The 13,507-nt window shown below is 72.7% G+C and carries 12 protein-coding genes; 4 read left to right on the top strand and 8 right to left on the bottom strand.

The window, feature by feature from the left end; all coding sequences use genetic code 11:
* Window positions 1–72: 72 nt before the first annotated feature.
* Complete coding sequence (locus tag EAO71_RS02510; RefSeq protein WP_147976108.1) at window positions 73–327, bottom strand: hypothetical protein; 255 nt, start codon at window positions 325–327, stop codon at window positions 73–75.
* 595 nt (window positions 328–922) lie between these two features.
* On the opposite strand from EAO71_RS02510, the gene EAO71_RS02515 reads away from it, so the two are divergent.
* Window positions 923–1,864 (top strand): glycoside hydrolase family 16 protein, encoded by a 942-nt coding sequence (locus EAO71_RS02515; protein ID WP_147976109.1) that lies wholly within the window; start codon window positions 923–925, stop codon window positions 1,862–1,864.
* Between the two features lie 205 nt (window positions 1,865–2,069).
* Here EAO71_RS02515 and EAO71_RS02520 read toward each other — a convergent pair whose 3' ends face one another.
* The 7 genes from EAO71_RS02520 to EAO71_RS02550 form a co-directional block, all read right to left on the bottom strand.
* Window positions 2,070–2,645, bottom strand: a complete 576-nt coding sequence (locus EAO71_RS02520; RefSeq protein WP_261991957.1) for a flavodoxin domain-containing protein — start codon at window positions 2,643–2,645, stop codon at window positions 2,070–2,072.
* A 179-nt stretch (window positions 2,646–2,824) separates the two neighbouring features.
* A complete protein-coding gene (locus EAO71_RS02525; protein WP_147976110.1) occupies window positions 2,825–5,761 on the bottom strand; it encodes an ABC transporter permease in 2,937 nt (978 codons plus the stop codon).
* An 8-nt stretch (window positions 5,762–5,769) separates the two neighbouring features.
* Window positions 5,770–6,501 carry an ABC transporter ATP-binding protein gene (locus EAO71_RS02530; protein WP_147976111.1) on the bottom strand — a complete coding sequence of 244 codons (732 nt, stop codon included), beginning with the start codon at window positions 6,499–6,501 and terminating at the stop codon, window positions 5,770–5,772.
* Between the two features lie 265 nt (window positions 6,502–6,766).
* Window positions 6,767–7,624, bottom strand: coding sequence for a universal stress protein (locus EAO71_RS02535; RefSeq protein WP_147976112.1), 858 nt, complete (start codon window positions 7,622–7,624; stop codon window positions 6,767–6,769).
* Window positions 7,621–8,304: a CBS domain-containing protein gene (locus EAO71_RS02540; RefSeq protein WP_147976113.1), complete on the bottom strand. Its 684-nt coding sequence runs from the start codon at window positions 8,302–8,304 to the stop codon at window positions 7,621–7,623. The genes EAO71_RS02535 and EAO71_RS02540 overlap by 4 nt, the downstream gene beginning before the upstream one ends.
* A 26-nt stretch (window positions 8,305–8,330) precedes the next feature.
* The gene (gene acsA, locus EAO71_RS02545) at window positions 8,331–10,145 is read right to left on the bottom strand and encodes an acetate--CoA ligase (RefSeq protein ID WP_147976114.1); all 1,815 of its coding nucleotides are present in this window, start codon (window positions 10,143–10,145) and stop codon (window positions 8,331–8,333) included.
* Entirely contained in the window at window positions 10,142–10,375 is a 234-nt protein-coding gene (locus EAO71_RS02550; protein ID WP_147976115.1) for a hypothetical protein, read from the bottom strand. The genes acsA and EAO71_RS02550 overlap by 4 nt, the downstream gene beginning before the upstream one ends.
* 390 nt (window positions 10,376–10,765) lie before the next feature.
* Here EAO71_RS02550 and EAO71_RS02555 point away from each other — a divergent pair, with 390 nt between their 5' ends.
* From EAO71_RS02555 to EAO71_RS02565, 3 genes are all read left to right on the top strand, one after another.
* A complete protein-coding gene (locus EAO71_RS02555; protein ID WP_399753776.1) occupies window positions 10,766–11,683 on the top strand; it encodes a universal stress protein in 918 nt (305 codons plus the stop codon).
* Complete coding sequence (locus EAO71_RS02560; RefSeq protein ID WP_147976117.1) at window positions 11,683–12,369, top strand: helix-turn-helix domain-containing protein; 687 nt, start codon at window positions 11,683–11,685, stop codon at window positions 12,367–12,369. The genes EAO71_RS02555 and EAO71_RS02560 overlap by 1 nt, the downstream gene beginning before the upstream one ends.
* Before the next feature lie 135 nt (window positions 12,370–12,504).
* Window positions 12,505–13,410 carry a universal stress protein gene (locus EAO71_RS02565; RefSeq protein WP_147976118.1) on the top strand — a complete coding sequence of 302 codons (906 nt, stop codon included), beginning with the start codon at window positions 12,505–12,507 and terminating at the stop codon, window positions 13,408–13,410.
* The last annotated feature ends 97 nt before the right edge of the window (window positions 13,411–13,507 follow it).

Genomic DNA, 13,507 nt, shown 5'->3' on the forward strand with positions numbered 1-13,507 from the left:
CGCCCGGATCGCCACGTCGGTCGACAAGACGACCGAGGCGGGGCGACGAGCGTGACGCGGGGGCGACGAGCGTTACGGGGTGGGCGCCGGCGACAGCGACGGCGCGGGTGAGACCGGCGGGGTGGACGACCCCGGGAGTTGCGTGGGGATGCCCATCGCGGGGGCGTCCGCCTGCACTCCGATCAGACTGCTGCCCATGGCGACGGCCAGGATCGCGCCGACCACGGAGACCGGCCAGCCGAAGCCCCTGAGCAGCCGGCCACGCAGCCCGGACTGGTCGACGAACACCGGTGGGAGAGCGGGCTCCTCGAAGCTCGACTCGTACATGTCAGGCGGCGTCTGGCGAGCCGATCCGCGTTCAGTGGGGGTGATGACTGGGCGCACCTTGCGAGGCCTTTCAGTGCAGGGTACGTAGACCGCGGGATGGCAGGGCGAACGCTAGTGCACCGCTGTTCCTCGGATTGGTCCTGATGTGAGCATTTGGTGTGATCCATGGAGGCGTTGTAACCGGATTGGAATGCTCCGGTAGGTGTCGTTCCGCAAAAACCCCTCCAGGTGGTGGGCGCAAATCGGCATGTTTCAGTCGAAGGTATGCGCCGGGCCTCCGGTGGCCGGTGGCGTGGAACCGCCCGGGTCGTCGTTCCGCGCCGCCCGCTGACGCCGCGGCGGAGCGAGCGGTCCGGATGCTCCTGGCCCCACCGAGGCCGGACCTGGCTCGCAGGCCGTCCACGCCGCACCGAGGACGGGCGCGGCGCGCCACCGGGAACCGGTGCGCCCTCGACCTGCGGCGGAGCCGCCGTGACCACCTGCGCGACCCCGTCCGGGCCGTCGTTAGGATGACCCCCTCGTGTGACCAGTCACAGAGATCGATCTTCGTGCAAACGGCGTGTCCGAGTACCGCCGCTATTCCTCAGGAGCCCGTGTGAGCCAACCCCGCCGCACCTCTCGCCGCCGCGCGTGGACCGTGCTCACGCTGCCCGCCCTGCTGTGCGTACTCGCCGCGTGTTCCGGCACCCCCATAGCCGGCGAGGGGGTCGACGCCGCCCCCAGCGCCTCGCCGAGCCCGTCCGGACCGCCGGGAACCCTGTTCGACAACTTCCACTACAGCGGCCCCGAAGACTCCGCGCTCGCCGCCAACGGCTGGCAGGTCCGTACCGGTGGGGGAGGCCCGGGGATCAAGGACACCTGGTCCGCCGACGGAGTCGGCTTCTTCTCCGACCCGACCGCCCAGGGAGGCAGGATCCTGCAGCTGCAGTCCTCCACCGACGGCACCGAGCAGGGCACCAGGCAGGCCGAGGTGCAGAGCACCGGCACCAGCCTCTTCACGGGGACCTTCGCCGCCCGGGTCCACTTCAGCGACAAGCCCACGAGCGGTCGCGACGGCGACCACGTCGTCGAGACGTTCTTCCCGATCTCCGCCTCGGACTCCTCGACGGACTACAGCGAACTCGACTACGAGTACCTGCCGAACGGCGGCTGGGGTCATGTCGGCCCGCAACTCGACACCACCACCTGGTACAAGGCCGATCCGCCGGACCGGGTCACCCGCGCGCACAAGCGGCGGCTCGAGGGCTGGCACACCCTGATGGTCACCGCCATGGACGGAAAGGTGACCTACTCCCTGGACGGCAAGGAGTTGTTCACCAGCTCCGGCAAGTACGTCCCGCGCGAGAAGATGGACATCCACTTCAGCAACTGGTTCATCGACCTTCCCTTCAGCGGCGGCCCGCGCACCTGGGACATGAAGGTCAACTGGTTCTACTACAAGGCCGACGAGGCCGTGTCCCAGGCGGACGTCCAGAAGGCGGTGGACGGCTTCTACAGCGCCGGCACCAACCACATCGACACCGTGCCGAAGTCCTGACTCCGTCGGGGCCTTCTCCGACGAGCGGCTCTGCCCCGGGGGCAGGCCGCTGACGGTGGGCCGGTCGGGCGCCTCACGCGTCCAACCGGCCCCTGCCGGCGGGCGATTCAGCCGGCCGGTCCTTCCCCGCCCGTCAACGTGCCGCAGCGTTCCGGCGTCGCGCCATGGGCGAGTGCCGTCACGGCCGCCCGGCGTCCGCCGGCCCTCATGCCGGAGCGCCGTCGCCTTCGGCGCCGCGCCCGAGCAGGTCACGGCCGACCTCCTCGGCCCACGCGTCGACCGCGGACCAGTCGCGGTAGTCGCCGTAGCGCAGACCCATCGCCCGGAACTCCACTCGCCCGGCCCGCGTCAGATGTCCGGGTTCGATGACACCCGAGAACAAACGGTGCCCCAGGGGATGCAGTTCGGCGGCGAGGCCGCCGACCACATGGTCCTCCTCCTTGGCGACCAGTGCCTTCCACGGGCCCCGCAGCGCGGCCGGCATGCCCACGCTGAACAGCCACACGCCTCGCCGGACCAGGAGGTCCCTGTTCGCGTGCACGAAGGTCAGCGCCTGGGGGAGCCATGCCATGTCGTGAACCGCGCTGCCCACGACGAACGCGTCGTAGGCACCTGGATCATCCACGGCGTCGACGGGAACCACATCGGCGTGGACTCCCCGCTCCTCCAGGCGAGCGGCGATGCGTTCGGCCGTGCTCCTGGTCGAGCCGTGGACACCGGCATACGCGAGGAGCACTCGGGCGTCGTCGTGGCGAGGTGGAGGTTGAGAAACGCTGCTCACGCGCGCCAGTCTCGTCGACCGCGCCTCCTCCCGCGACTCGCCGAATCCGACCGCGGCTGCTTCCCTCGGCGCTGCCCGGAAGGAAATCCCGGTGCGTCGACCTCCCGCGGCGACGCGCAGGGCTCGTGAGCCCCCGCGCAACGCCGTCATCGCGGGGGCGGTGTCCACGGCGCCGCTCGTCATTCGGTGACCCGGACGGCGAGTGCCGGGCGGATGGCCGCGGCGCGGCGGGCGGGCCCGATCGTGGCCAGGAGCGACGCGGCGAAGGTGGCCGCGGCCAGGCCGCAGATGCTGGTCCACTCGACCGGGAACCCTCCTTCCAGGCCCTCGAAAGCGGCGCTGTTGGCGTACATCAGCCAGGTGGTGAGCACGCCCAGCAGCGAGCCGAGGACGATTCCCTCCACCGCGACGAAGCTGCTCTCCCACAGGAAGGACCGCTGGACCGTCCGTGCCCGGAAGCCGAGGGCCCGCAGGATGCCGATGGTGCGGCGGCGTTCGCGTACGGCTCGGACCATGACGACGCCGAGGCCGGTGATGCCGACGCCGAGGCCCAGCGCGAGGAAGCCCTGCATGAGGCGGAAGAAGGCGGTGCTGGAGTCGAACTGGCGACGGATGTCCGACTCGATGGGCGTGGCGACCAGGCTGGACGACAGCTGTTCGCCCTGGAGTCGGGTCGCGAGGGCGTCGGGCGAGGTTCCGGGACCGGTCCTCACCAGTGCGGAGGCGTTCTGCGCCTGGGCACCGAAGAGCTCGCGCGTGCCCTGCGCGCTCATCACGACGGGGTAGGTGGTCGAGCTGGCGCCGGTGCCCGGGTAGAAGACCAGTCCGTTGCTGAGCACGCCGGCGATGACCTTCTGTTCGCTGCGGCCCGTCCGGGGATCCTTCAGGGTGAGACCGTCGCCGGGGTCGTAGTAGTCGCCGGCCGGACCGCCGGTGCTCCCGAAGAAGGCGTCGAGCACGACGTAGCGGGGGTCGGACGCGAGCGCCCGCCACACGGCCGCGTCGTTCGCCAGGCCGGGCAGACGTTCCCTGAAGGTGATGCCGCTGATCGCTCCGTCGGGTACGCCGACGACGGCCGTGTCGAGCGGTCGAGGGCTGCGGTGTCCCGGATCGGTCGCCTGCCCCGTCGCGTTCAGCAGCGGCGTCACGGCGGAGATCCGGGCGCCCGACGGCCCGCCGCGGATGTCGGACACGAGGCGGTCACCGGCGACCTGGGGGTTGTAGTCGAGCCGCAGGGAGTATCCGGCGGTGGCATCGGAGACGACACCGTCGACGCCGGCGCGAAGGATGCCCGAGATCTCCGTCAGGAGCACCAGGACGAACACGATCAGGGTGTACATCACCAGCGTCGCGCCGGTTCTGAACCGCTTGGCCAGCGGATAGGCCACCGCGAGCCGTGCCGCGAGGCCGCTCTCCGTCGGGCGCTGGAGCAGTCGCCGCACGGGGCGGAGCAGCGTCTTCTGGTTGTCGCTGACGAGGACCACGGCGGAGAAGGCGGCCAGGGAGCCCTGGATGACGTACACCGACATGGAGGGCGCGTCGAAGATCCGGGGGCGCAGGACGGGGGCGAGGAGCGTCCAGGCGAGAACGGCTCCCGCGACCGAGGTGGTGACGGTGTGGCGGGGGAGGACGCGTAGCAGCGCCGGAGTGGCGAAGGCGAGCGCGAGAGCCGGCATGAGGTACGTCGCGTCGGGCTGGCTGCGGGCCACGGCCGGGACGGCCGCGAACGCGCACAGGACGGCCAGGGCGGTGCAGACCGCGAGCAGGCGCCGGCGCGGCCCTCGTCCGGGGGCGGTGGGGAGGTCGCGGATCGCGGCGATGATGTTGAACCTGCTGATGCGCACGCTGGTCGCGAGGATCGCGGCGAAGGCGATCAGCAGGCCCAGGGCGAGGCCGTTGAGGATGCTGGTGGGGGTCACGGCGAACGCGATGCGGATGCTGCTTCCGCCGACCGACCAGCCCTGGAAGATCTGCGCCGCCACCACGGCGACGCCCCAGCCGACCGCGACCCCGATGGCCACGCCCGGCAGCGCGGACAACGACGCGTAGGTCGCCCCCTCCAGGGCGAAGGACCCGACGAGCCGCGAGCGCTTCATCCCGACCGCCCGCACCATGCCCATCTGGGACTTCCGCTCCTCGCCGAGCATCACGAAGATGTTCACCAGCAGCAGCGCGCCCGCGATGATGCTGAAACTGCCGATCATGAGGAAGAGGGCTCCGAGCGAGTCCCCGGCCTGTCTGGCGTCCCGCAGGACCGTGTGCTTGGGCGTCTCGATCGTCGTCCGGCCGGCGAACGGGCCCAGAGCCTGGCGGATGTCGGCGGTGACCCGGTCGGTCAGGGCCTCGCCGCCCTCGACGCCGCCCCGGTTGGACACGAAGGTGACCGAGCGCGGCTCCGCGCCGGCGGCCCGGGCGGCGGAGTCCAGAGTCCCGGGGGGCAGGAACACGTCGCGGTTCAGCCTGCCGCCGAGACCCACCCCGGCCAGGCCCTGTTCGGGTACCACGCGCTCGACCCGGTACGTCCCCGGTGCACCGAAGAGGTACAGCGTGATCGGATCGCCGGCTCCGAGGCTCAGGGAGCGGGCCAGCGGCTCGTTGACCACCACCGTGCCCGGCTCCGGGTTCGGTCCGCCCAGACCGGAGTCTCCGCCCGGGGACCCGAAGCGCGCCGCCTTGTCGAAGTCCATCTGCCAGGCCAGGACCCGGGGTTCGGCAGCCCTGAGGCCGGCGGTACCGCTGACCGCCGACGCCTGCGTCGCCTGTGCGCTCAGAACTCCGTCGACGTCGGGATCACCGGTCAGGACGGCCAGCCGTTCGGTGACGGCGCGCCCGGTCGGTCCGGGGGGCGCGACGACGCGCTCGTCCACCGGACCCAGGGTCCGGTACGCCTCCTGCCGCACGGAGAAGTTGAGGGTGTCGCCGACGACCAGGGCCCCGATGACGATGGCCGTTCCGAGCATCGAGCCGCCGATCACCAGCGCCGCCTCGGTGCGCCGGCGGGCGACCTGACGGAAGGCCAGCCGCCGTGACACCGGCTGCCGGACGGCGACGACCACCAGGGCCGCGAGGGCGAGCGCGAGTGCGGCGAGCAGCGGGACGAGGAGGTTCGGATACATGGGGAGGCCTAGGGAAGGTCCAGGTCCGCGGCGGGGGCGGTGACGGTCCGACGGACGTCGTCGACCAGGCGCCCGTCGCGCATGCGGATCAGCCGGGGGACGCGAGCGCCTATGGCACCGTCGTGGGTGACCAGGACGATCGTCTGCCCCTCGTCCCGGTTGAGCTCGCACAGCAGGTCCATGACCTGGTCGGCCATCGTGCTGTCGAGATTGCCCGTGGGTTCGTCCGCCCACACGATGGCCGGGCGTCCGGCCAGGGCACGGGCGATCGTCACCCGCTGCTGCTCACCCCCGGACATCTCACTCGGCCGGTGCCCGACCCGGTGGCCGAGGTCGACCCGGTCGAGCATGTCCAGCGCCCGGCGCCGTGCCTCACGCGGCCGGGTGCCCACGAGCAGCAGGGGAAGTTCGACGTTCTCCACGGCGGAGAAGACCGGTATGAGGTTGAACGCCTGGAAGACGAAGCCCATGGTGTGGGCGCGGTGCTCCGTGCGCGCCGCGTCCGACATGGCGAACAGGTCATGGCCGTCGACCAGGACCCGGCCGCCGTCGATGTCGTCGAGCCCCGACAGACAGTTCAGCAGCGTGGTCTTTCCGGATCCGGACGGCCCCATCACGCCCACCATCTCCCCGTGACGCACCACGAGATCGAGGTCGCACAGGGCCATGACCTCCACCGAGCCCGTCCGGTAGATCTTGCGTACCCCGGTGGCGACAAGGAGTGCCCCGTCGGTGTTCATGCTCCCCATACCAACCTCCGGGAGGGACCTGAGGCTACGGCCACCCGGGTCCCCGAGAAGGGCCGAAGGACCCCATCGGGGTGCCGGGCGGGCCGAAGCCGCGGATGTCCGGTTTCTGCCCGGTCCGGCCGCCGGGACGATGGGGGAGCACGCCGCCACCGCGACCTCATGTCCGGGGTACGAGGTCACGGCGGTACGGGCGGCGGGCTGTGTCCGACGCGTACGGCTGTGTCCGACGGCGCCCGACGAGTGTCCGGCGGCGGGCTCAGGCGTGGGGAACGAGGGCCACGGGCACCGGGCTGTGGTGCAGCACCGCGTGCGCCGCGCTGCCGATGTGCGCGCCCAGCGCCGCACGACGCGCGCGCCGACCCACGACCACGAGCCCCGCGTCCCTGGCGGCCTCGACGAGTTCGATGCCGGCCGATCCGACCACCACGCGGGCCGCGGCTTCGACCGCGGAGTACTTCGCGCGCCAGGGATCCAGCAGCTCGTCGAGCGAACGCCGGATCTCGGGAGCCACGGTCATCCGGATGTCCGGGACCATCGCGGGTCCCCAGGACGCGTACAGCGGCAGCTGCTGCGCGTAGACCACGTGGACCTGGCAGCGCCGTCGTGAGGCTTCCTCGAAGGCGAAACCCAGGACGGCGTCCACCGGCCGGCGTACGTCGGTCCCCACCACGACGGGGGCCTGCGGACCGGTCGCTTCGCCGCCGGCCCGTACCAGTACGACGGGCCGCTCGACGGCACCGGCGACCGTCAGGCCGACCGAGCCCAGCAGGTAGCCCGCCATGCCGCCGAGCGCCCGCGAGCCGAGTACCAGCAGCTCGCTCTCCTCGCCCGCGGCGACGAGAGCCGTCACGGGACCCGCGGGCAGCAGCCGGGTGGTCACCGACAGGCCGGGACGGCGCTCGCCCAGCCCACGGGCGGTACGCGCCAGCATCTCCCCGGCCCATGCCTCCTCGGACTCCTGCGCCACGAACGGCAGAGCCGCCTCCGGTACCGGTTCCCTCGCGTACACCAGATCCACGCCGGTGCCGCGCAGCAGGGCCTCGTCCGCTGCCCACTCCGCGGCGGCGTCCGCCTGTGCCGTGCCGTCCAGGCCGACCACGATGTTCCGCGTCATGATCGCCCACCTCCTCGTTCGGTGTCGTCGTCGATGTCGTACGTGAGACGCGAGCAGGAGACCGAGACCACGCCGTCGACGGTCGCGCACATGCGCTCCACCGCCGGGATCATGCGCCGGAAGGGCAGACTGCCGGCGAGGTCCACCCGCCCGTCGCGGACCTCGACGGAGAGCACGTCCGGCGTGAGACGCAGCGTGTCGCCGAGCACGTCCTCGACGATCTCCCGGCGGATGTCGTCGTCCTCGCGGAGGAACACGCCCAGCAGGTCACGGCGGCTCACGATGCCCACCGGCCGGTCCTCGTCGTCGACGACGACGAGCCGTTTGACCCCCTGGACCTCCATCAGCCGGGCCGCCTCCGGCACGGTCCACTCCGGCCGCGCGCACACGGCGGGAGCGGACATCAGCTCCTCGGCCCGCGTCCCCTCGGACTTCGCCCGCTCCGGCGCCTCCAGGCCGGGAACGGCCCGCTGACCACCCGGTACGGCTGCCTGGTCCGCGGTCTTGCGCAGCAGGTCCGCCTCCGAGACCACCCCGAGCACCCGCCCCCCGCCGTCCAGCACGGGAACCGCGGTCACGCGGCTCCGCGAGAGCGTGCGGACGACCTCCTTGAACGGGGCGTCGCCGCGGACGCTCACCACCTCACGGGTCATCAGCCGGTCGATCCTGCGGTGACGCATCACCCTCTCCTTCCGTGCGGTGGCCATCACGGCTCCCTCTCGGCCGGCCGGCCGGACGTCTCGGCCGTTCCGGCCGGTGCCGTCGTCTCCGGCGTCCCCAGGTCGCCCTCGGGCAGGCCCGGTTCGCGGGCCCGCAGGAGGCGGCGCATGACCTTTCCGCCGCGGGTGCGGGGCAGGTCGTCGACGAACTCGATCTCCCGGGGGGCGACGGCCGGACCGAGCCGGCGGCGGGCGAACGCCATGACATCGCGCCGCAGTTCGGGGTCCGGCGGGCACTCGGGGCGCGGCAGCACGAACGCCTTGACGATCGCGCCGGCCAGCCGGTCGGGGCGTCCGATGACACCGGCCTCGGCGACCGCCGGATGTTCCCTGAGCACGCTCTCCACCTCGAACGGCCCGATGAGGTGCCCCGCGGACCTGATGACGTCGTCGGCACGTCCCACGAACCAGTACCAGCCGTCGCCGTCACGGCTGACGAGGTCGCCGGTCAGGTACCACCCGTCCGCGAAGGAGGCTTCGTAACGGTGCGGCTCGTGGAGGTATCCGCGGAACATCGACGGCCAGCCCGCCCGCAGGGCGAGCTCACCCTGGGCCCCCGGCTCCCGGAGGACGCGGACGTGGCCGCCGGTGACCGCGGCCCGGCCGTCCTCGCCGCACGCCAGTACGCCGGCCTCGACGCCGGGAAGCGGCCGGCCCATCGACCCGGGGCGTACGGGATCGGCCGCGAAGTTGGCGATCATGACGGCCCCGGTCTCGGTCTGCCACCAGGTGTCGTGGACCGGTACACCGAGCGCCTCCCGACCCCAGAGCACCGCCTCGGCAGCGAGGGGCTCGCCGGCACTCGCGACGAACCGGAGCGCGGAGAGGTCGTGGCGCACGGCGGGCGACGGGTCGCCGCCGCGAGGTGCTGCCCGCATGAGCATGCGGAGCGCCGCCGGTGTCGTGTACCAGACGGTGACGCGCTGGTTGGCGAGGATCCCGTACCAGCGGGCGGGCGAGAAGTCCCCTTCGTCGACGACGGTCGTCACCCCGTGGGTGAGCGGGGCGATGATGCCGTACGACATGCCCGTGACCCAGCCCGGGTCGGCCGTGCACCAGAAGACGTCGCCCTCGTGAAGGTCCAGGGCGTAGGCGGCGGTCACGTGATGGGCCAGCACCGCCTCGTGCTCGTGGATCGCGCCCTTGGGGGCGCCCGTCGTGCCGCTGGTGAACTGCAGCAGGGCGGGCTCGGCCGGATCGGTCGGTGCCACCGTGTACTCGTCCGGCGCGGCGCGCGTGAGAGCCGGGAAGGAGAGGGTGTCCGCGGGCGGGTCGGCGCCCGGGTCGAGGAGCAGGACGTGTCGCAGATGGGGAAGCCGGGACCGGATCGGAGCGACCTTGCGCTCGTACTGCTCCCGGGTCGTCACCAGTGCACGGGCGTTGCCCGCTTTCATGCGGAGCGCGACGGGCTCGGCGCCGGAGCCGGTGGACAGGGGGCACAGGACTCTGCCGGCGCGCAGCGTTCCGAGGACGGTGGCGTAGAGCTCGGACCGGCGGCCGAGCAAGGTGAACACACGCTCACCCCGTTCCAGGCCGAGCGTCCCCAGTACGTGCGCGAAGCGGGAGCTCTCGGCGGCGAGCCGGGCGAACGTCATGGTCCTCACGGATCCGTCGCGGGCGACGCAGCACAGGGCGACGTGCTCGCCGTGACCTGCTCGCAGGTGCCGGTCGACCGCCTCGTAACCGATGTTGACGCCGCCGTCCGGCAGCCCGGCGAGCCGGGACCGCTCGCGACGCCAGGAGAACGTGGCCCGGGCGCTGTCGTAGTCGGGCATGACCGGCGAGACCCACAGGGAGTTCATCGCGGTCGGTCCGGATCGCGCGCGAGGTCGTCGTGGGCGTGGTCGATCGGTGTGCGCAGGGCGAGTGCGACGACACCGTCGACCGAGCGGCGCGGACGCACGATCACCGGGGTGTCGGCACGCTCCCGGGAACGGCCGGTCAGGGCCACCACTCCGTCGGCGGCGGCCACGGCCACCACGGCGACGTGCGGCGTGTCGGGGGAGGGGACGAAAACCGTGCGGTGCTGCATGACGGCCCCCCTTTCCCGGGACGCGAGGGCCTCTGCCGCTCTCAGCCTCCTGCGCGAAGCGCACCCCCCGGCAGTGCCGAACGGTCCCCTCCGGGGACAGATGGCCCCTGGGACGGCGGCCGCCCGGGACGCAGAGCGGAGAGCGAGAGCCCCGGTCCCGCGAACGCGACCGGACGCTCGGGCCGGGAGGTGAGAACCACGACGGCGACCGGACGCTCGGGCCGGGAGGTGAGAACCACGACCGCGACCGGAACCCCGCAAGGGCGGGACAAGCCCGGTGCGTCACAGGCGCGCGGGTCCGGTCGGTCCCCGCCGGGGACCGACCAGCCCTACCCGCCGCTCCGGCGCGGTGGGAACGTGGCAGCAGGCCACCTCACGACCCGGAAGGCGGTGGGCACGATGGGATCGCCTCTGGTGGTAGGAGTGGTGGGAGTGGACGGGTCCGACGCGAGTCTCACGGCCGTGGACTGGGCCGTCGACGAAGCGGTGCGGCACGGGGTTCCCCTGCGCATTGTCCATGCCTCGAGGTGGGAACGGTACGAGGGGGTCCTGCCGGACTGGACACCCGACCGGCAGCCGGGCCGGATCCTCGCCGAGAACATCGCCGCCGTCGCGACCGAGCGCGCCCGGCGCCGCGCACCCGGCCTCGCCTTCACCACCCACGTCCTCGCCGAGGACGCGGCCGGCGCGCTTCTCACGGAGGGCCGGGAAGGGGCGCTTCTCGTCGTCGGCTCCCGAGGCCGCGGAGAGTTCGCCGACCTTCTCCTCGGATCCGTCAGCCTGATCGTGGCCGCGCGGGCCTCCTGCCCGGTCGTCGTCGTCCGAGGAGACCGTTACGCCCTGGAGGCGCGCCACCAGCGCGTGCTGCTCGGCGTCGGGGACCACGACGTCGACTCGTCGGCCGTCGGATTCGCCTTCCAGGAGGCGGCGGTCCGCGAGGCGGAACTCGACGCCGTCCGCACCTGGCGGCGGCCGAGCCACGAACCGGCCGACCACCCTCCGCCGCACGGTGACGAGGGTGCCTTCGCCGCGGAACGGTCCTCCGAACTGCTCGACAAGGCCCTCGAGGCCGCGGCGTCCGCACACCCCCGGGTGCACCTGCGCAGGACCGTACTCGAGGGCCCCGCCCACAGCGTCCTCACCGAGCGATCCGCCGCCGCCGACCTCCTGGTCGTCGGAGCGAGACGCCGTGACCGGCACGTCGGTCTGGAGCTCGGCAGGGTCGCCCACCGCGCCCTGCACCACGCCTCGTGTCCCGTCGCCGTCGTACCCCAGCGGCATGTGGAGACCACGGAAGGAGAGCGGTGATGAACACGGACGGCGCCCGGCACGCCACGAGCGACCTGGGCCGCCGCGTCGCGGCCCGACGCGCGCAACTCGGCCTGTCGCGGGACGAAGTGGCCGAACGAGCCGGCTCCACGCCCGGCTACATCACCTACGTGGAGGAGCGGGTGCCCAGCCCCGGCATCGAGTTCCTGGTCCGGCTCGCGAACGCCCTGGAGACGACGGTCCAGGAGCTCACCGGATACACCCCGGACGTCGCGCCCGGAGCGGCACGGGCCGGATACCGGGCGCGGCTGGAGGAGATCGACGAGGCCGAGTGCTGGAAGCTGCTGGGCGGTCACGGCGTCGGCCGCGTCGCCGTCGAAGGACCGGACGGACTGGCCGTGTTCCCCGTGAACTTCCAGCTCCTCGACGGGGAGATCGCCTTCCTGACCACCGCGGACTCGTCCCTCGCGCACGCCTCGGCACACGGTGGGGAGGTCGCCTTCGAGGCGGACCGCCTGGACGAAGCCTTCAGCCAGGGCTGGAGCGTCCTCGTCGTCGGTCCGGCGCGCACCGTGTCGGACGGGASCGCGGTACGGAGGATCAAGGACGCCGGCGTCGCGCAACCCTGGGCAGGGGGCGGGAGGGACACCCCGGTGGCACTCTCACCGCGCCGGGTGACCGGACGCCGGATCCTGGTGCCGGGCGCGCCCGGCACGCCTTCCTGATCCGGCGGCCGAAGGCAGCAGGCGCGCCGACAGGGGCCGAACGGCCCATCCGGCCGGACCGCCGCGATGGCAGCGTGGGAGTGCCGTCCCTCGGGCCGCGGTCCCGAGCCCCGGGACCACTCCGGAGGAGGAACCATGAACAGCGAGATCGCCGCCCGTCCGGAGCTCGGCAACGTCCTCGTCGGAGTCGACGGGTCCCCCTCCGCGCGTACCGCCGTGCTCTGGGCCGCCGACGAGGCGGCCCGTCGAGGGCGGTCCCTGCATCTCGTGCACGCCGCCGACACTGACCGGAGGGCCCTGTTCGCCAACGCCGAAACGCTGCAGGCGGTGCGTGAGGCCGGACGCGACCTGCTGATCGACACCGCGAGCCTCGTGCAGGACCGCTTCGCGGACCTCGCCGTCACCAGGGAGCTGAGCCGACAGGAGCCGGTCGCCGGTCTCCGGGCGGCCGCCGGCCACCGGGGCACGATCGTGGTGGGCAACCGGGGTCTCGGCGGATTCTCCGCTCTCCTGCTCGGCTCCGTCGGTCTGGGGGTGGCAGGGCGTGCCGAAGCACCCGTGATCGTCGTACGGGGGGAGGGCGAGCGTCCCGAGACGGGCTCGGTGACCGCCGCCGTGCACGACGCGGAGGACCTGGGATGGCTGCTCCTCGCGGCCGCCGAGGCCGACGCCCGCAAGGCGGCGCTGCGACTCGTGAGCGTCTGGAACGTCCTCACCCATGTCGGCAGCGTCGCCACCATGCTCGATGACCTCGACGGCATCGCCCAGCAGCGGGTGTACGAGGTGAAGTCGCTCGCCGACCGCGTCCGGGAGGTCTACCCCCAGCTGATCGTCGGGCACCACGTGGTGACGGGCACGAGCACCCCGGGAACGCTCATCGATGCCAGCCGCCACAGCGACCTGCTCGTGCTGGGCCGCGGCCGCCGCCCGCTGGGAGTCGGACCTTCGCTGGGCCGTGTCGCCCATGCCCTGATCCACCACGCGCACTGCCCGGTCGAGATCGTCCCGCCCTCCTTCGTGATGCCGGCCGCGCGGACGTGAACGACGAACCGGTCGGCGCCGGCCTCCCCGTCCCTTCGAACCCGTGGCGACATGGGCCGATCGGGCCCCTCCCGATGCGGCCCGTTCGGCCCCGTCG

It is taken from the genome of Streptomyces sp. MS191, assembly GCF_008042125.1.
Lineage (GTDB): Bacteria > Actinomycetota > Actinomycetes > Streptomycetales > Streptomycetaceae > Streptomyces.

What these genes read in the sequence shown, in the direction of transcription:
- EAO71_RS02510 (WP_147976108.1), bottom strand. Translation starts at nt 327, where the DNA reads ATGTACGAGTCGAGCTTCGAGGAGCCCGCTCTCCCACCGGTGTTCGTC.
- EAO71_RS02525 (WP_147976110.1), bottom strand. Translation starts at nt 5,761, where the DNA reads ATGTATCCGAACCTCCTCGTCCCGCTGCTCGCCGCACTCGCGCTCGCC.
- EAO71_RS02530 (WP_147976111.1), bottom strand. Translation starts at nt 6,501, where the DNA reads ATGAACACCGACGGGGCACTCCTTGTCGCCACCGGGGTACGCAAGATC.
- EAO71_RS02535 (WP_147976112.1), bottom strand. Translation starts at nt 7,624, where the DNA reads ATGACGCGGAACATCGTGGTCGGCCTGGACGGCACGGCACAGGCGGAC.
- EAO71_RS02540 (WP_147976113.1), bottom strand. Translation starts at nt 8,304, where the DNA reads ATGCGTCACCGCAGGATCGACCGGCTGATGACCCGTGAGGTGGTGAGC.
- acsA (WP_147976114.1), bottom strand. Translation starts at nt 10,145, where the DNA reads ATGAACTCCCTGTGGGTCTCGCCGGTCATGCCCGACTACGACAGCGCC.
- EAO71_RS02550 (WP_147976115.1), bottom strand. Translation starts at nt 10,375, where the DNA reads ATGCAGCACCGCACGGTTTTCGTCCCCTCCCCCGACACGCCGCACGTC.
- EAO71_RS02565 (WP_147976118.1), top strand. Translation starts at nt 12,505, where the DNA reads ATGAACAGCGAGATCGCCGCCCGTCCGGAGCTCGGCAACGTCCTCGTC.